The organism is Haloplanus aerogenes, from assembly GCF_003856835.1.
Classification (GTDB): domain Archaea; phylum Halobacteriota; class Halobacteria; order Halobacteriales; family Haloferacaceae; genus Haloplanus; species Haloplanus aerogenes.
Genome location: NZ_CP034145.1, coordinates 2,269,371 through 2,287,277, shown reverse-complemented (window position 1 = coordinate 2,287,277; position 17,907 = coordinate 2,269,371). Strand labels below are relative to the sequence as shown.

The 17,907-nt window shown below is 58.2% G+C and carries 18 protein-coding genes and 2 pseudogenes; 9 read left to right on the top strand and 11 right to left on the bottom strand.

Annotated features, from left to right (window positions below; genetic code table 11):
• From DU502_RS18560 to DU502_RS11670, 5 genes are all read right to left on the bottom strand, one after another.
• Positions 1-261: a hypothetical protein gene (locus DU502_RS18560; protein WP_199722778.1), complete on the bottom strand. Its 261-nt coding sequence runs from the start codon at positions 259-261 to the stop codon at positions 1-3.
• A gap of 145 nt (positions 262-406) precedes the next feature.
• The gene (locus tag DU502_RS11680) at positions 407-706 is read right to left on the bottom strand and encodes a CGCGG family putative rSAM-modified RiPP protein (protein ID WP_121921920.1); all 300 of its coding nucleotides are present in this window, start codon (positions 704-706) and stop codon (positions 407-409) included.
• 1,092 nt (positions 707-1,798) lie between these two features.
• Complete coding sequence (locus DU502_RS19105; protein WP_158601208.1) at positions 1,799-2,119, bottom strand: HalOD1 output domain-containing protein; 321 nt, start codon at positions 2,117-2,119, stop codon at positions 1,799-1,801.
• Between the two features lie 288 nt (positions 2,120-2,407).
• A complete protein-coding gene (locus DU502_RS19100) occupies positions 2,408-2,692 on the bottom strand; it encodes an ester cyclase (RefSeq protein WP_394338940.1) in 285 nt (94 codons plus the stop codon).
• 156 nt (positions 2,693-2,848) lie between these two features.
• Positions 2,849-3,280 carry a hypothetical protein gene (locus tag DU502_RS11670; protein ID WP_199722777.1) on the bottom strand — a complete coding sequence of 144 codons (432 nt, stop codon included), beginning with the start codon at positions 3,278-3,280 and terminating at the stop codon, positions 2,849-2,851.
• A gap of 305 nt (positions 3,281-3,585) precedes the next feature.
• Here DU502_RS11670 and DU502_RS11665 point away from each other — a divergent pair, with 305 nt between their 5' ends.
• Together DU502_RS11665 and DU502_RS11660 are read left to right on the top strand one after the other, a co-directional pair.
• On the top strand, positions 3,586-4,863 hold the full coding sequence (locus DU502_RS11665; RefSeq protein WP_121921918.1) for a hypothetical protein: 1,278 nt from the start codon (positions 3,586-3,588) through the stop codon (positions 4,861-4,863).
• A gap of 264 nt (positions 4,864-5,127) precedes the next feature.
• On the top strand, positions 5,128-5,598 hold the full coding sequence (locus tag DU502_RS11660; protein WP_124897066.1) for a hypothetical protein: 471 nt from the start codon (positions 5,128-5,130) through the stop codon (positions 5,596-5,598).
• A gap of 380 nt (positions 5,599-5,978) precedes the next feature.
• Here the strand turns inward: DU502_RS11660 and DU502_RS11650 are convergent, their stop codons facing one another.
• The gene (locus DU502_RS11650; RefSeq protein ID WP_121921916.1) at positions 5,979-6,776 is read right to left on the bottom strand and encodes a ZIP family metal transporter; all 798 of its coding nucleotides are present in this window, start codon (positions 6,774-6,776) and stop codon (positions 5,979-5,981) included.
• Positions 6,777-7,660: 884 nt separating this feature from the next.
• Entirely contained in the window at positions 7,661-8,755 is a 1,095-nt protein-coding gene (nirK, locus tag DU502_RS11645) for a copper-containing nitrite reductase (protein ID WP_121921915.1), read from the bottom strand.
• A gap of 229 nt (positions 8,756-8,984) precedes the next feature.
• On the opposite strand from nirK, the pseudogene DU502_RS19095 reads away from it, so the two are divergent.
• Positions 8,985-9,461, top strand: a pseudogene (locus tag DU502_RS19095) (efflux RND transporter permease subunit); the annotation flags it as partial.
• On the opposite strand, the gene DU502_RS19090 reads toward DU502_RS19095, so the two are convergent.
• From DU502_RS19090 to DU502_RS11625, 3 genes are read right to left on the bottom strand one after another with little or no spacing between them, the layout of a single operon-like run.
• Positions 9,379-10,044: an SDR family NAD(P)-dependent oxidoreductase gene (locus DU502_RS19090; protein WP_158601207.1), complete on the bottom strand. Its 666-nt coding sequence runs from the start codon at positions 10,042-10,044 to the stop codon at positions 9,379-9,381. The pseudogene DU502_RS19095 and the gene DU502_RS19090 overlap by 83 nt on opposite strands.
• Complete coding sequence (locus DU502_RS11630) at positions 10,041-10,430, bottom strand: protein-tyrosine phosphatase family protein (protein WP_121921913.1); 390 nt, start codon at positions 10,428-10,430, stop codon at positions 10,041-10,043. Before DU502_RS11630 ends, DU502_RS19090 begins: the two co-directional genes overlap by 4 nt.
• Complete coding sequence (locus DU502_RS11625) at positions 10,417-10,941, bottom strand: ArsR/SmtB family transcription factor (protein WP_121921912.1); 525 nt, start codon at positions 10,939-10,941, stop codon at positions 10,417-10,419. Before DU502_RS11625 ends, DU502_RS11630 begins: the two co-directional genes overlap by 14 nt.
• 159 nt (positions 10,942-11,100) lie before the next feature.
• Here DU502_RS11625 and DU502_RS11620 point away from each other — a divergent pair, with 159 nt between their 5' ends.
• The 5 genes from DU502_RS11620 to DU502_RS11600 are packed head-to-tail and all read left to right on the top strand — an operon-like array spanning position 11,101 to position 15,295.
• Positions 11,101-11,316 carry a heavy-metal-associated domain-containing protein gene (locus DU502_RS11620; protein WP_121921911.1) on the top strand — a complete coding sequence of 72 codons (216 nt, stop codon included), beginning with the start codon at positions 11,101-11,103 and terminating at the stop codon, positions 11,314-11,316.
• A gap of 4 nt (positions 11,317-11,320) precedes the next feature.
• Positions 11,321-13,246, top strand: coding sequence for a heavy metal translocating P-type ATPase (locus tag DU502_RS11615; protein ID WP_121921910.1), 1,926 nt, complete (start codon positions 11,321-11,323; stop codon positions 13,244-13,246).
• 39 nt (positions 13,247-13,285) lie between these two features.
• Positions 13,286-13,945, top strand: a complete 660-nt coding sequence (locus DU502_RS11610; RefSeq protein WP_121921909.1) for a hypothetical protein — start codon at positions 13,286-13,288, stop codon at positions 13,943-13,945.
• Between the two features lie 31 nt (positions 13,946-13,976).
• Positions 13,977-14,498 carry a dual specificity protein phosphatase family protein gene (locus tag DU502_RS19085; protein WP_121921908.1) on the top strand — a complete coding sequence of 174 codons (522 nt, stop codon included), beginning with the start codon at positions 13,977-13,979 and terminating at the stop codon, positions 14,496-14,498.
• On the top strand, positions 14,495-15,295 hold the full coding sequence (locus DU502_RS11600; RefSeq protein ID WP_121921907.1) for an SDR family NAD(P)-dependent oxidoreductase: 801 nt from the start codon (positions 14,495-14,497) through the stop codon (positions 15,293-15,295). Before DU502_RS19085 ends, DU502_RS11600 begins: the two co-directional genes overlap by 4 nt.
• Before the next feature lie 156 nt (positions 15,296-15,451).
• Here the strand turns inward: DU502_RS11600 and DU502_RS11595 are convergent.
• A pseudogene (locus DU502_RS11595) lies at positions 15,452-15,688 on the bottom strand (IS1595 family transposase); the annotation flags it as partial.
• A 297-nt stretch (positions 15,689-15,985) separates the two neighbouring features.
• Here DU502_RS11595 and DU502_RS11590 point away from each other — a divergent pair.
• Positions 15,986-17,731 carry a cbb3-type cytochrome c oxidase subunit I gene (locus DU502_RS11590; protein ID WP_394338938.1) on the top strand — a complete coding sequence of 582 codons (1,746 nt, stop codon included), beginning with the start codon at positions 15,986-15,988 and terminating at the stop codon, positions 17,729-17,731.
• The last annotated feature ends 176 nt before the right edge of the window (positions 17,732-17,907 follow it).

Here is a 17,907-nt window from a genome sequence, read left to right as displayed (position 1 = left end):
TTACGTCACCGCCGATCGTGCCGTCGACGACGGTGCTAACGCTGGGCGCCAGTACCAGACTCGCGGTGTCCCGTCGAACTGGTACGGAATCACGTCTGGAAAGAAGCGATCACCGAAGCCGACGGGTTCGAGAGTGGGATGTTCGAGTTTCAGTTCGAGATACGGGAGTTCCCGAACGATTGGGGACGGGATCGTATCTGCCGGTATGGATTGCCACCTGATGTTCGTCGGTGTCCCGTCGACAGTCGATGGATCGCCCATTAGATACTCCGATGGTATCGTCGCCGGAAAGGGTATCTCCCGAGATGTTCGTATGCCCCAACAGGGGGCCGATTAGCAGTTGCTAACTCGCCTTCTTTCATCCGTCGAGGTGGCGAAGATAGCTGACCCAGGGACATCACGCCAGTCAATCGACCGCAACGCGAGTGACGTAGCCGCCACACGAGCATCGCCCCTCGTCCTCGATATCGACGCTCCGTGCCACTGTTCGCACCGGTTCGTAGAGATACGACGACGGGTGACCGTGCTGTTCGGGCGTCACGAGGTCGACGAATCGGCCGGAATACGTTTGCTCGACGGCGTCGACTGCTTCCGTAACTGTTAGTTGTCGGTCGCTGGCGTGGTCGGCAGTTTCGAGGTCAGCTATCCACGGACGATCGTGTCGACGCATCGTGACGGGTTCGCGGCCGGCGTACGTCTCGGGCATCGCTACTCGAACACCCCTCCGATGCCGTGCTTCTCGCTACGTCGTCCTGACGACTTGCCACGTTCCCCGAGTACCGATGTCAGATCGTCGAGCACCGAGCGGATTCGGCCGGCAGCGTCATCGAACGGACGGACGACAGAGACCGTTTCCATGCTGGTGGGTTCCGACCGAGGTGACCTGTGTTCTCGGCCGAACATCTCCGCCCGGAGGCTTAGTTTGGGCCCGCCAAAATCCTCCGGTGAGGAGATCCAATTTGCCATGTCAGACTCTCAAACCGAGACTGCCGTAGAGCAACCGGACGCCGGTATTAATTATATTGTAGACAATAACCCATGTCGGCCGCGACCGGAACATCCGCATCAACCACAACGGAAATTTCGTCTGAGATATGGCTATCGTGTCCGGTACTGATGTCGCTGTCAGTGCCCCCCCGCTATCGATGTGTATCGACTGGCCGTCAAAATTGCCAACTTGGGACTACTCGAAGTTATTCGGAACTAACTTTTCGACGGTCGAGTTCCAACTCTTACATGGGATGCCATCAACTGGGTGTCACTGCTTGCCGGCATCCCGTCTTTCCACTCAACTCACCGTGCGTCAAGGAGGCTGTTCGTGATATTACCCCATGGACTCCAAGCGTCCCCGATGTGGAGTGCTGTTTACCCGCTCGCGCATCCTTTTATAAAACCTCCCCGTCGTTCCGGCAATCGTCGATCTGGCAGCCCTCCGCTCGGGGGCAAGCCGAAACGGACGCGACCCTATCGTCGTCGAGTCGGGTGGTTATCAAGTCGAGAATACCCTTCCATGAGTTGATGACGGTTCAGGACGTGGTGACGAAAGAAGGTGAGTGAGGCCTTAGTAGCTTTTGTAAGTGATCGCAACCCGATCGCACGCCGCCTGGCGATTGAGTGTGCGAACAGCTCCAAACGCGACTATGGATGCCAACCCACGGTACCTAGAGGACAGTCCCCACTCCATTAACCAGTCTGGCGGGTAAACGCCGCCGGATTGATCATCGGGACGGAAGTGAGGCCAGATTTGTCAAGTTTCCTCTGAAAACGTAGAGAGGTGAAATTCACCCAACAGCACCACTCATGGGGGTAAGTGCGTACTATCCTCATGATCGGTGACTGTACTCGCGCGAGTAACCCTCATATGATATCTCTTATATGAGAACGAAACCGCTACTCTAGATTGTGATTTACTCTGGTGCGGTCGTTGGAAGAGTTGATCAAGCACATCCAGATCGATTGCAGTATACAGTGGTTCGATAAGTGTTGGATCAGTATCTTCTATCTCGGCGATTGTTTGGATCACGGCATGACTGGGGGGTCCAGGCTTTGTTTTATGAGTAGTCTGAGTGGCTTGACCGACCTCGCTGCACGTGATTGCGAACTCGTGTGTGTTGTTCATAGGATCACTTCCTGAGTGTTTGAAGATAGATAACTGCACTGAGTTCAGAGGGCGAAGACTCCCGAGTCCGAGAGAACAATCCGATCTCAAGACAAGCGTCGAATATCATACAAATGATGTCACTCGACCGGACTTAATTCTAACTTCAGACATGTTAGCAACGACATCGCTTCTGAGACTCCTGAAAATGGTACTGGTCTCGGCTCAGGAACCGGGCTGTTGAGAAGATTTGTGAGTTAATTACGAAAAATTGAGTTGTTTCAGCATCTCGACCATGTCGCGGGCGTTTCACGCTTCGGCGATCAGACCGTCCGTAAGCCGGTGGATCGCCATTCCAGATACCGGAATCCCGTTTCCTGTCGGTTCAATCCCCGTGATCAACTTCTGATGTGTGCCAACCCGTGTCCATCGGTTCGCCATCCGATCGTCCGCGCAGATTACGTCATCGAGAACGAACTCGAGATCCGGAAATATCTCGCGGTGTTCGATCACAAACTCCTCATACCCATCCCGATCGAGGTTCTCCGGGCCGAATCCACGGCCTACGAAGTCGGGAGCGAGGAGGTCGTCCAGTTCCTCTGTCTGTCCTTCATTCCAGACCTCGGTGACGAGTCGGCGGACCAGCTCTTCGTTGGAGGCCGCGTCGATGGTCCTGTGTCTTCAGGTATGAGTACTGTCCCGACCGCACTAATGATGCCTGCTAACCTGTCTGGTATTCAATCGATGCTGTCATGAAAGTGGTGAGTCAGTCACATCCATCCCTATGAGTTCGAGGGCGAACAGTGCAGTCCCTGCTGTGATTGAGACCGCTCCGAGTAGGACCAGTACTGGTGGGAGGCCAAGGTAGATTTCGGATAGAATGCCGATCGGCATGAGGAGTCCGATAAGCGCCAGAACCGAGATCCACCGCGCCCGACGTGGGCGAACGGGAAGCCACAGGAGTAGCGCGCCGAAGACGATATTGAGCAGGGAAAACAGGTTCCCGTGGGCATGCGCGAGACGGGCCTCGAAGTGCGGACTAACGTTCGCACCGGCGATCCACGCCTCTCGACCCGGAGCAAAGTCACGCATATAGATCAGAAAGAAGCCGTACAGCATGAACAGTACCATCAGCCCCAATCCGATCCCGATATTCCATCTCCCAACGGCCGAATCAGCCATGAGAGAAGCAACTGCTCCCGACGATCTTAGTTATTCTTACGAACATGTGAAACCACAGGGGGTGTAGAGCGACCTATTCCGAAAATCGGGGCGAGACGGTTCGTCCTTCCTCATGCAACCGGGAATCTAGATACTGAAAGTCGCTCATCCCGACGAGTCGTAACTCGCTGTCACCAAGACGTTCTTCGGGGATAGGTGTGACTAATACGACCGCTCAGTTTTCGGGTGACGAGTCATCGGGACGAGCGCTGAAAGTTTACATGTTAGCATGAATTTTATCCAATTGTCCGTGCAACTAGCTCTCAATGAGCAGTTCCCACCGGTTCACGTCGCTGAACCCACTCTACATTGCGGCTTATCTCTACCTCTGGATTGGACTCGCGTTGGTGGTGTATCACGGACTCGAATGGCTTGACCTTGTTCCGCGCGTAGGGTGGATCGCGTGGAGCCACATCCACATCGTGACGATCGGTGCCTTCGCGCAACTGCTGTTCGGATTCGTCCCGATCTTCACAGCGCAAAAACTCGATCGTCCGATGCCGCCATCGTGGTATCCGTGGCTCATCGTTATCGGATTGAACACCGGCGTCTTCTTGGCTTGGTACGGACGCTCGTTCGGTATGACGCTCGCGTTCGACATCGGGGTGTACCTCATCTGGCTCCTCGCACTAGGTCTCCTCGTGTATCTCCTCAAGATGGTCATGCAGAGCGATCACGCGTGGGATCCGAGTATCGGGCTCTACCTCGTTTCCTCGTTCGTGTTTCTGTGGGGCATTACGTACGCGTACGGCCTGTTCGCACACGTCTGGACCGTCCCTGGCGGCTGGACCGGTCTCCGAGAGGCGCACATCCACGCCAACGGCTGGGGTTTCTTCGGACTCGCGGCGATCGGTACCCTCCATGATCTGTTCCCACGCATGGTAGATGTCGATCTCCACAGCGAACGGCTCAAGAAGTATTCCGTCTGGTTTCTCGTAATCGGGATATTCCCACTGATCACGGGACCGTGGTTAGGGCTTCGACAGACCGTTACGGCGGGCGGGCTCGTGCTCTTCGTCGTCGGGTTCGTGCTCTACGCGTACAACCTTATCCAGACGTATCGTGCCGGGACATCATCCGGGCTTGCTCTGTGGATCCTCGTCGCTCAGTTCTGGATCCTCGGGCCGGCGCTGGGGTCGCCGTTCGTGTTCTTCGGCGTCGAGTGGGTCGCTCCGCGGTACATCGAGATGGGTGTGCTTCACTTCTTCTTCATCGGATGGGCACTCGCGATCGTGTTCACCGGCCTCCTCCTGTACGCGAACAACTTCATCGGTGTCAAGAGGGGCGAACCCGCTCCCGACGTGACGGCGATTTCGGATGCGGTTTCAGCCCCAAATATGCCGGGAGTGGTGTCGGCGTGGATGGTCTGGGTGTGGAACATCGCTATGCTCGTTCTCGGCATCGGATTCTTTTATCAGGAACAGTCCTGGGCTGGCTCCTCTTTCGGTGCCGGAGCGATAGTACTCAGTATTTTCTGGGCGTATTACCTCGTCCAGACGGTCCGTCTCCGCCGAGCGGTACCGGCGGGCGCCACGGCGGGTTAACGTAACTCTCCCAATGAATGGCTCCATTGAAAGTCATAGCAGCTGATTGGGATTAGCGTACGTACTCATGCCTTTCAACGTAGCAGATCACAGACGCTTGCAAATCAGCGTGTGAGACTTAGAGGCTGAATTCAGCAGAGAGATGGCTCCGATCACACTCAAATTAATACAGATTCTAGATGGATTTCATACACACATGGAACGGATCTTGAAAAATTATTAATTAACGTCTCGGAGTGGTTCTCCCTGGAGGGGCAGCCCTCCATGGTAAACATGACAGGACCAGATACACCGAAATCAACCCGCCGCCGAGTGCTTCGGGATGGCGGACTTCTCGTTGGGGGACTGACCCTCGGCGTGAGTGTGACCGGAACCGCAGTTGCTCAGAAGCCGAACTTTCAAGCTGGCTTTTGGGGTGATGGCAAGCGTTGGGGGACCAAGGCCGTAACCGAACTTCCCGAGCCCAAGAACAAGGATTCTCTCGACAAGTTGTTCTTCATTATGCACGAGGACCAAGACGCTCCCCTCTCGGAAGCTGCGCCGGGAAACCCTGACTACAACGGCGGTCGATGGTGGTCACACACCGTGACCGTCAACGATGACAGCGCAATCGACTTCCCAATCACCTCTTACGATGAACTTGCTGGGCTCCCGGACGGGGCTGTGACGATTACCGAAGGCGAGGCGAACCATCCCGACTTCTTTGAATGTCCGCTTCTCCCATACAAGGGATAATCTAACCACCACTCCCTTTCCACGTGCGATTGATGAATATGCGTGGTGTATTTTTCTGCTTCTGACAGCTTCTGAGTAAGTTTACCGCAAAACTATGGATTGCCCCGCTAATCCCTATGAAAAGAGGTACATGCTAACGGAGGGTATATCCCTCACATCGACTCTACCGAGAGGGAACATTCGATAACTGTGCGAAGGGACGAAGATTCCGAGACTGACGTACTGTTCGAGGAGTTGGGCAGGTGGCATAAACTTTTGACTGTGAACCCGGTCGCTGTGAGATGTGCGGCGGTCGATCTAATTTACCCGATGCAAGTGTCTGTCAAAATTATTGGTGTTCAACCGTCGAATCATGATCATGGCTTCGAGGTTGATCGCATTCAGACGATCGCCAACGGGAGCATCAACAGCACGCCGGCCACGATTCCCGAAACGAGTTCCCGTCGTCCCCCACCGGGAAGGGACGCTCCTAGATCGAGAGCCTCAGGGATGAACTCCGAGAGCACAAGGTAGATCATCGCACCCGCAGCGAATCCGAATCCAGCAGGGAGGAACTCTCGGGCAAACCGGACGAAGTAGAAGGCGATTACCGCACCGATCGGTTGGGGAAGGCTGGAAAACACCGCCCACCCCACCATCCGCCACTCGCCAACGCCCATCGAGCGTAGGGGAATCGAGATGGCAACCCCCTCGGGGATGTTGTGGATCGAGATGGCGATTGTCATAAAGATCGCTAACAGGGGTACCGTGAAGCCGAGAACCTGAGACCCGGTTCCGAGGTTGAGATCCGCGAACGAAACACCGATCGCGACTCCCTCGGGGAAACTATGAACCGTGAGAATCCCAAGAACCAACAGGAGTTTTTTGAAGTCAGCCTCGGCGTACTTGCCTGGATCAACCTCGGCGTCCGAGATTAGCCGATGGCTGACGATGACGAGGAGAACGCCAATCAGAAATCCGGAGGCAATCTCACGGATCGTTCCCTCCTGGAGTCCCTCGAAGATCAACCCAAAGACGGACGCCGCAAGCATGATCCCGGAAGCAAGTCCCCAGAGTGCGACGTTCCAGCGATCGCTGATTTCGTCGGCGAGAAAGAACGGGAGTGCCCCGAGTCCCGTCGCTAGGGCGGTGATCAATCCCGCAACGAAGACAAGTACGGCGTTGGCTAGAAGTCCCACGACGCTAGTCCCTCCATGAGGAAACGGTGAATATCGAGCTCTCGGTTTCGGTCATCATTAGTATACGGTGGTGTTGTGACAGTTGACCCAGTAACTGTCCGTTCGACTTCCGATACCTGCCACGAGATCGTGACCTCTTTGTTCGCTTCTCTCTCCGATGATGTGCGATAGCGGTCCCATCCGCTATTCCACGACGAAGATCGTGACTCGCAGGAATAGTCATCTGTTAAGACATTGGTCATCGGATCGGGTAAGGACCACTTCTATCATGTTCGAAGGTGTAGCCGAAACGGTCCGGTCCATGGGATGTCGAAGCGATCAGTCTTGTTATTCGGATCCCACCGACATTCGTTCAATTACCGCCATAGCGATATACCGACATGTTAGTTGAAATCCGTGGCTCTGATGAAACCCTCATCTGGTGACATATTTCGGCGGTCGTGCTGCATACAGGGCGCTAATTGAGCGCTCACCGGAGTTCAGGTAACAGGCCCGAGAAACCGAGGGAAGAATCATCTGCGATTAATTACGGTCGTCGGGGAGTTCGTCGCCGTGGGTGGCCTGTGTCCGTCACTCGGCGAGTCGTAGCCGCGCTCGACGAACCATCCGGATGTAGGACGATTCTCTCCGCCGACCTCTCCCATCGCCCCTTCCAAGGCAGCAGGCTGGACGTTGTTGGGCGGTCGGGTCGACCCCCGTCACGACGGCCATCCTACTGGCGGGGACGGTACTGTGGTTCGTCACTCGTCAGTCACAGGCTTCGTCGACATCGTCGAGTGAAGTATCTGGGACGCATCGCACTGTTCCACCCGAAGGCGACTGGTGAGCTACGAAGAACGTCGAACTGGTTTCGCTGCTGGATCGCTCTCTACTTCTGAATCCGCTCAGTAGAACGGTCCCTCTTCGTCCTCGCTGGCGTCCATGTCGGGGCTGGGGTCGTAGATGTCGGGACGCTCTTCGCCGGTGATGTCAAGGTAGGCACCCAGGCCTCGCCGGGCGTAGCGGCTCAACGCGTGGTCGACGAGGTAGATACGCTCGGGTACCGGCAGGTCCATCGTGCCGATCATACAGCTCCCGGGTGGCACCTTCATCGTCTGGACGTACCGCTCGGGACTGTCGACCACGGCGCCGTCGCGGTAGGCTCGCTTCCAGATGTTGCCGATCGGGTGGAAGTTCGACGAGTAGTTGGGGCCGCCGACGACGAGGAAGACTCTCACCGTTTCGCCGGTTTCGGCCTCCAGAGAGCCGTACTTGTCGGGGATGTAGGGGTACTTCTCGCCGTTGAACAGGACGTACGTCGGCTCCTCGTTCATCATCCCCTCTATGTCGAAGTTCAGCCGTCCCTCGGCGCCGTGGTGTTGCTGGGTGTAGATCTCGTGTTGGCCGAGGTAGAACTCCCGGTCGACCTCCGGGAACCCGTCCTCGGGTTCGACGACGATCATCCCGAACATTCCCGAGGAGATGTGGTAGTCCAGGTTCGGAACGGCGCAGTGGTAGATGAAGGCGCCGGGGTAGCGGGCCTGGAACTTTACCGTGTTTGTCTCGCCGGGATTGGCGTCGGTCGCCTCGCTCCCACCGCCGGTTCCGTAAACTGCGTGGAAGTCGACGTTGTGCGGGAGGTTACTCGACTTCAGGTTCTCGAACGTGAGGTTGACGGTATCCCCCTGGCGCACCCGGATCATCGGGCCCGGTACCTGTCCATCGAAGGTCATAAAGTGGAACGTGTTCCCCTCCTCTATCGGGGCGATGACCTCCTGGGCTTGGAGTGTGATGTCGTGGGTCTTTGGCTGGTCTCGGTCGATCGGATCCGGGACGTCGGTGGGATCGGACGCGACGCGGTCGACTTCCTTTGGCATTCCGTCCACCTGTGGTGTCGGGTCGGTGTCTGACTGAGGCGCTGCGGGACAGCCGGCAAGGGAGCCAGCAGCACCGGTGACGCCGAGCGTCTGGAGTACCTTACGGCGAGTGGATCGGAACATGAAGTGAACCCACAGTAATATATTGCTGAATTAACAAAAAACCTTCGCAGGACTCTAGGTATCGGGCCCCGGCGTCGAGTGGTTTGCCTCCCGAGTTCGGCGGTTCCTATACCAGTACCTCTGGGGTTTCTAGAACCGAACCTACGCGCGGGAGTCACCCGAATGTCCCCGACTCGTCGAGGCGAATGACGCCAACGGAAACGGCGTTCCGGACGACAACCTCCGGGACATCTACGACGCGCTCCTAACGTCCCCGTACGGCGACCGAGCGCGCTCGTACCTGACCGAGGACTACCACAACGCACGCGTCGTCTACACCGTCGAGGCCGACGCCAGCCGTGCGGCCACGACCGCGGACGCGACCGAGATGGCCGACCGCTACCGGTTCGACGCCGTCGAGACCGGCGGTACCGTGGTGTTCCAGCGCGTCGCCGACACCATCTTCGCCACGGCCGTCACCAGCCTCGGAACGGCACTGATCCTCTCGGCACTGTTCCTCCTCCTCGTGTACTACCTGCTGCTCGGTGCGCCGCGGCTGTCCGTCGTGACGCTGTTTCCCATCGTCGTCACAGCTACGCTCCTCGTCGGGACAATGCGGATGCTCGCCATCCCGTTCAACACGCTCACCGCGACGATTCTCTCGATAACCGTCGGTGTCGGTATCGATTACGCGGTACACGTCGTCCACCGGTTCGTGACGAGGTCGAAGCACGGGAGGATCCCCACAGCGCGGCGGTCGTCACCCTCCGCGGAACGGGGGCGCGTTGGCCGGAAGTATGCTCACTACCATCAGCGGCGCAGCCGCATTGTACTTCCTGTCGATCACGCCGCTGCTCAAACAGTTCGGGCTGCTCATGACCATCAGCGTGACCTACGCGTTCCTCACATCTGTGATCGTTCTCCCCGTCGTGCCCGTTCGTTGAGTCCCGTGTTTGTCGGCCCAGGCGCCACGACGACGACTTCGACATCATGTGGTGCGTTACGTTGAGCGTCCCGAACACGTTTGTTTGAAAGTGATTCCGCATCGTTTCCGCGTCCATATCTTCGATTGCCCCTAATTCGTAATACCCCGCACAGTTAATCACGACATCAACTGCAACCTCGGTGAGAATTTGAGAGATGCGCTCGTCGTCGGCAACGTCTGCCCGATACGTCTCAACATCGTCTGGGAGATCGGCGAGGCCGTCGCCATCGATATCTATCGCGTACACGTCGTATCCGTGTGCCAGTAACTGTTCGGTAGTGGCCTTGCCAATACCGGACGCGGCACCAGTGACGAGAACGTTCACGAGCACTGTAACCGCAAACGCCAGCGATTCATCGCTTGGGCGATCCGAATCAGGCCGAGGCGGACGGTCGACCCCCGCAGTACCCCGTCGTCTATAGACTCGCCGAGATACTGTTCGGCGTGCCTGATGAGGGACGGGGCCGGGGATGCCGACGGACGAACCTCACGGATTCGTCCGAGCGCCTGTTCAAACGAGTGTGCCTGCTGTTCAGCCGCAAGGGTTGTCGCAACGACTGCCACACTTCGGGCGATGCCCGCCTCACAGTGGACCAGTAACGACCCGTTCGTCCGGTAGCGGTCGCGGGCTACGTCGACAGCCGCCGCGAAGGGGGCGTAGGCGTTGGCAGCGCCGTCGAGAATCGGGCGATATCCGCTACTCGTCTGCATACGCGTCGACGAACCCGCGACGAAGCACGGTGAGGAGGAGATACGTCTCGTACTTCTGCTGTCGGCAGTGCTCGCACGGGGTCATCTCGCCGGCGATCCGCTCGATGTCTGCGCCATATTCGTCGAGTAACTCGTCGATAAGCGGCTCCAGCCGCGGGCCCATCCATTCGGCCATTTCGGCGATCTCCCTCCGAGACTCTTCCGGAACGGCGTAGGAGAGCACGATAGTGTTCGCCCGGTAGAATTTCAGCGTCCCCCCGCGGCGTTCCTCCAGTCGCTCGATCTCGACGAGACCAGCCTCTCGTAGTTCATTGATGTGGTGGCGGACTGTGTTCGTCGTTTTCTCGAATCCACGGGTAGTAAGCTCCTCGTGGACATCATCGACCGTCATCGCGCGCTCTGCGAGCATATCCAGGATCATCGCTCGAACTGGCTCGTCAACTGCACTCGATACGTCAGTGTCACGAACGACGATGTCCGCTAGCTCCACATCGGATTCGAAGGCGCTCATCACGTTGGCCTTCGTGACGTGTCTTAAAGTACGGACGGTCGCCGCGACCATTCAAACGGGTCGTTGAACCGGTCAAACCACTCCTGCGACTACCCAAACATATCATTTTATTAATACTTATAGAGAGCAGGGACGTAGGTGAGAGTGAGGCAAGTCAGAATGACCGAAACGACCCAGTTCCGCGTCATGGACTTCGACTGTCCGACGTGTGCGAGCAACGTCGAACGTGCGCTGACACAGACGAACGGCGTCCAGCACGTCGAAGTCCACTACACGACCGGCCGCGTCGAGATCGAGTACGACGACAGCGTCGCGGATCCCGACGCCTTCGCACAGACCATCGAAAACCAGGGCTATACGCCCCAGCCCGCCTAACACCATGAACAGACAAGCACTCACGCAGTACTACCGGAAGCACCGGAAAGCCATCGTGACGGCGACCAGTGGCCTCCTCTACGGGGGCGGTTGGAGTCTGGGCTACCTCACGAGTTTCGACATGGCAAGCGCGGGTATCCTCGTCCTCGCGGCGATCGTGGGTGGCTACGACATCGCCAAGACCGCCTACCACGAGGTTATCAACCGGACGCTCGGCATCAAGACACTGGTGACGCTGGCCGCCATCGGTGCCATCGTCATTGGGGAGTACTGGGAGGCCGCAGCTGTGGTCTTCCTGTTCAGCCTCGGCAGCTACCTGGAGGGGCGGACCATGCGGAAGACCCGGACGGCCCTCCAAGAGCTGCTGGAGATGACGCCCGACACGGCGACCGTCCGTCGCGACGGAGAACTTCAAGAGGTACCTGCCCGCGACGTCAAGGAGGGCGAAGTCGTCGTCGTGAAGCCGGGCGGGAAGATTCCGGTCGATGGGACCGTCGTCGACGGCGAGAGCGCCGTCAATCAGGCGCCGGTTACTGGCGAGAGCGCGCCCGTCCACAAGGCCGACGGTGACGAGGTTTACGCCGGGACTGTCAACCAAGAAGGTGCGTTAGAAATTCGGACAACGGGTGCGGGCTCGGATACGACGCTCGAACGCATCATCCGCCGTGTCGAGGAGGCCCAGGAGGCCCAGTCGCCCACGGAGAGCCTCATCGACCGGTTCGCGAAGTACTACACGCCTGCCGTTGTCGTGCTCGCTATCGGCGCATATGCAGTCACCCAGAACGCGATTCTGTCGCTGACGCTGCTGGTCATCGGCTGTCCCGGTGCGCTGGTAATCGGGCCGCCGGTCAGCATCGTCTCGGCCATCGGCAACGCCGCCCGGAACGGCGTCCTCATGAAGGGTGGCGAGCACCTCGAACAGGCCGGCAAGATCGACCTCATCGCCTTCGACAAGACCGGCACCCTCACGAAAGGCGAGACGGCAGTCGCCGACGTCGAAGGGTTCGACACCGATGACGACGAGGTGCTGGACTTGGCAGCCATCGCCGAAATGAAGAGCGAACACCATCTCGGCGACGCCATCCTCGATGCGGCCCAGAACCGCCAGACGCCCGCGACCGACGGTGGGATGACGGTTGACCGGGCAGACGACAAATCACCTGCCACGGAAACGCGGTCACTTCCCGAGCCGGACGATTTCGATGTGGTCGCTGGCAAGGGCGTTGTCGCCCACCACGACGGCCGCGAGATCGTCGTCGGGAACCGCGCTCTCCTCGACGAGCGCGGAATCGACCTCCCGGACGATGTCGCCGAGTACGTCCGCGGCCGCGAGGAACGCGGCGAGACTGCCATCCATGTCGTCCTCAACGGGACTGTGGTCGGCGCTATCGCGCTCCACGATGAACTGCGCGACGCCGCGCCGGGAGTGATGGCGGAGTTGCAGGATGCCGGAATCGAGACAGTGATGCTGACCGGCGACAACGAGCGCGTCGCGGCCGCAGTCGCCGAGGAGGTCGGTATTGACGACTACCGCGCCGAGTTGCTGCCCGAGGACAAGCAGGATGTCGTCACGGAGTATCAGGCTGACGGCCAGGTCGTGGCGATGATCGGCGACGGCATCAACGACGCGCCGGCACTGGCGACCGCCGACGTTGGCATTGCCATGGGTGTGGCCGGGACGGACACCGCAATAGAGACCGCCGACATCGCGCTGATGGCCGACGACCTCGAACGCATCCCCTACGCGGTGAAACTCAGCAAAGCGACCCGCTGGAATGTCCTCGAGAACGTCGGGCTGGCCCTCGTGGTGGTGACGCTGCTGCTTGCGGGCGTGCTGACGAGCTACGTCACCCTCGCTGTGGGGATGCTCGTCCACGAGGCCAGCGTCCTCGCCGTGATTGGCAACGGGATGCGCCTGCTGCGGTACTAACAGCACAGACACATAACCACTTTCGAAACTTCACAACTAATGTTACAGAACACGACTCCGATAGACACGAACCGAACCGACTCGAACTGGGCCGTTGAATACGAGGTCGAACCGATCCGAATCCGTGATCTCGTCGCAGAAGCACTCGTCGTCCTCGAACCAGGCGAGCCGTTTGTCGTCACCTACGAGGACCTCGTGAAGGTGGCAGGGCACTCCTGCCCGACTGCTTCGGGCGCCTACCGGATCGCACAGCAGGGTCTCGACGCGCTGTACCCAGACGAACTCCCCGTCCGGAGCGATGTCGAAGTGCTTGCCCCGGGATCACGTGATGACGCCACGTACGGAGTGATGGGACGGCTCATCTCGTACGTGACCGGCGCAACCCAGGAAGACGGGTTCGCCGGGCTCGCCGGCGGCTACGGCGGCCGCCGTGATCTCCTGCGCTTCGACGCATTCGAATCCGACAGCGCAGCACCGACGTTCCGATTCCGCCGAACAGATACGGGCGAGACCGTCGAGGTGACCTACCACGTCAGCGAGGTTCCCGATGGTGGACCAGCCCTCGGCAATCTCCAGCACATTATCGAGGGAACAGCCAATGAGGGTGACCGAAAGGTGTTCGCAGAGGCGTGGCATAGCCGCGTCCAAGCCGTCCTCGGGGATGATAACTTGTTTACAGTTACCTGGGTCTCTAAGTAGCGAGTGATTATTATCCGTGGACCATCAGACGATGATCAACTCTTTTAAAAGATCTGTTTTGGCGCCTGTAGCGGACGACCTCTACCTCGGCAATCAGTTAGCTGCCGAATCTCGATATCACGATAGGAGATTCGATCACGTACTCACCGTCTCTCACGCCAAAGCACCTCTAACAACGGTGCATCGCCCCCTTCAGGATAACGAACGAGTTGATCAGGGTGCATTTACCGAGGCAGTCAAGACTGCCCGAACACTCTTTCGGCCAAGCGGGTCAGTGTTAATCCACTGCGCAGCAGGAATCTCTCGAAGCCCGACGGTCGTGGCGACGGCCCTCACCGCTGAACGGCACGTCCGCTCATTCGAATTGGCTATTGAAATGGTCCGTGATAGTCGGCCACATGTCTCCCCACATCCGGCACTCCTCCAATGTGCCGAGCAGTATCTCAACGAGTCGATTGATCGTAATGCAGTCCAGGGTACTTCCCTTCGAGTTCGCGCGATCCGAACAGTACGCGAAATAAACCGCTGGCGTTCGACTCCTCAAAAATCATGAATATACTACTCACAGGTGCTGCGTCCGGAATTGGAAAGGTTGCTGCTGAGCAGCTCTATGCGAACGGCCACACAATCATCGCGCTTGACATTGACGAGAAAGGACTCATGGAGCTGCCATCTGACATTGAGATATTTGCGGCTGATGTTTCTCATGAGGAGCGAGTCCAAGATATTATTGCAGATATTGAACTCGACGTAGTAGTCAATTGCGCGGGGTATTACGAACTGGGGGCGATCGAAGATATGGATGCACACACGGTTGAGCAGCATTTCCAGACGAACGTTTTTGGGATGCTACATGTGATACGTCACGCCCTCCCCACACTCCGTCACAATAATGGGAGAATTGTTAACGTATCTTCCCTATTAGGGCGAGTATCTCTACCCTTTTTTGGTGTGTATTCAGCAACTAAACACTCTGTCGTAGCAATAACCGAGGCTGTACGCCACGAAGTTGATCCAAACGGGGTGGACGTTATCCTCGTAGAGCCAGGGCCAGTAAACACGGGATTCAACGAGCGAGCAAAACAGTATCTCCACCAGTACGTTCCTAACTCCCCCTACACTGCCAGGTACGAGAGATTACTCGAGAGCGACGGAATGAATGGAGTTGAACCTGAGAGGGTAGCAAAACCAATAGTAACAGCGGTCGAAGCCGAGAACCCACGACGGAGATATCCGGTCACCTTGCAGGCACGGCTTGCGCCAGTCTTGAAGACACTCATACCCCGATCATTGTGGAACCGAGTCGTGAAAATATTGGTTGATTCAAACATTCCCATCGGAATGAAATGATATAGACGAGATATTAATCAGTTATCGCTGGAATAACTCATCTGGAACCACTAAAGCTTGATCGGCGCGAGTCGAACGATGACTGGGCCCGACTAAACGGGGGACTCGTGAGTGAGTCCAGGAGTGGTGCGGATGGTTCAGTCACCAATGTCTTCATTTCGAGAGCCCACGCGATCGCGGCCTGTCAGCCCCCGCAGTCACGTAGAATTCATCGATTTCGACCGGGCCAACGAGATCGATAGCTGGCGCGTCGAGCAGTTCGCTAGAACGCTCGACGCGCCGCCGAAGCGACCGATAGGACACGTCAAGTTCAGCGTCGAGTTGGCGAATGCTCGTGTTGAACCGGAGCAACGTGTAGCACGCGAACAACAGCTTATCGAGGCCGATCTTCGCTCGTAATCGCACGATAACGACGGGGTGACATCGATGTCATCGCCTCCGGGTACACTGGCGTTGATTTCGTTCAGTGACTGAACGATTCCGACCGACAGCGGTTCCGTCCCGTGGTTCGCTACCGCTACGGCGTGGCGCGCTCTATCTAATCATTAGCCCGTTGAACGTCTCTCGGTCACAATCGATTCAACCAAACTCTACGACCTGCTCGCTTCTCAAACTGGCTAACGATACAGTGTCCTTGGGACGAACATGTACCCGACAACCCCTATACATCGTGGATGAAGTGCTTGCAGCATGGTCGAGGTATCGCCGCTACTGACGCTGGCAATGGGAGTGTTGCTGATCGGTGTCTTTCTAGTAGTGGCTCGTCTGGAGAACTGGCGTACATATACGCTCACCGGAGCGGGATACGGCGACGGGACGGTCGACGGTACGACGACCGAAAAGCCATCGGGACTGACACGCTGGCTGACGACGGTCGATCACAAGGATATCGGGCTGCTGTACGGAACCTTTGCCGTCCTCTCGTTCGCGTGGGGTGGCGTCGCGGTGTTACTTATGCGACTGGAGCTACTGACGCCGGCATCGGATCTGCTCGATGCCGCCTTCTACAACTCCCTGATGACGAGTCACGGGATCACCATGCTGTTCCTGTTTGGGACACCCATTCTCGCGGCGTTCGCGAACTATCTCATTCCGCTGTTGATCGGCGCGGACGACATGGCATTCCCCCGAATCAACGCCATCGCGTTCTGGCTGCTGCCGCCGGGTGCGCTGCTCATCTGGGCTGGCTTCTTCCCGCTCGGCGACGTGATTCCCGCCCAGACCGCCTGGACGCTCTACACGCCGCTGTCGACGGGTGCTGGCGGTGGCAACCAGGCTACCGCCGGCGTCGACCTCATGCTCCTCGGCCTCCATCTCACCGGCGTCTCGGCGACGATGGGGGCGATCAACTTCGTCGTGACCATCCTCACCGAGCGCGCCGAGGAAGTGACGTGGGCTAACCTCGACATCTTCTCGTGGACCGTCCTCGTCCAATCCGGACAGATCATCTTCTCGTTCCCTCTGCTGGGAAGTGCGCTCGTCATGCTTCTTTTGGATCGCAACCTCGGCACCAGCTTCTTCGCCATCGAAGCGGGCGGGACGATGCTCTGGCAGCACCTGTTCTGGTTCTTCGGCCACCCCGAAGTGTACATCCTCGTCCTTCCGCCGATGGGGCTAATCAGCCTGATCCTTCCACGGTTCGCGGGCCGACGACTGTTCGGGTTCAAATTCGTGGTCTACTCCACGCTGGCGCTCGGCGTGCTCTCCTTTGGCGTTTGGGCCCACCACATGTTTGCAACGGGTATGGACCCGCGCCTGCGCGCGTCGTTCATGGCCGTTTCGATCGCCATCGCCATCCCCTCCGCGGTAAAGACGTTCAACTGGATGACGACGATGTGGAACGGGGAACTCCGTCTGACGACGCCGATGCTCTTCTGTATCGGCTTCATCGCGAACTTCATCATCGGCGGCGTCACCGGCGTCTTCGAGGCGGCCATCCCCGTCGACTTGGTACTCCACGACACCTACCACGTCGTCGCGCACTTCCACTACGTGATCATGGGTGGGATCGCGTTCGCCGTCTTCGCGGCCATCTACTACTGGTTCCCTCTGTTTGCTGGTCGGATGTACCAGCGCCGCCTCGGGAAGGCCCACTTCTGGCTGACAATGGTTGGGACGAATCTCACGTTCTTCCCGATGGTGTTGCTCGGCTACGCCGGAATGCCCCGGCGATACGCGTCGTACGCGGCGCCAGTCGGACCGGTCGACGTGTTCACCCTGCTGCATCGCTCCGCGACGTTGGGAGCACTCATACTCGCCGTGGGGCAACTGATATTCCTCGTGAACATCGTCCAGTCGTGGCTGGAGGGTCCGAAAGTTAGTGATGGGGACCCCTGGAACCTCGCAGAACAGGGCCTCCTGACCAACGAGTGGGCGTGGCTCGCGTCCCGTCAAGAGATGGCAGTCACCGACGGCGGTGACGAAACAGAAGAGTAAGCACCGATTCCGAAATACAGGCTGCTGATTCGTTCGGAGCGTCCGGTATCGTACGGACCACAAAACGGGGAGTCGGTCGTCGGTTACTCGCTCAGACCGAAAACGGCGATGGTGGTGCCGCGGCGGCCGCCGTGGAGCCAACTGGAGCCACCGACCTGCACGGCTGCGTGCTACTT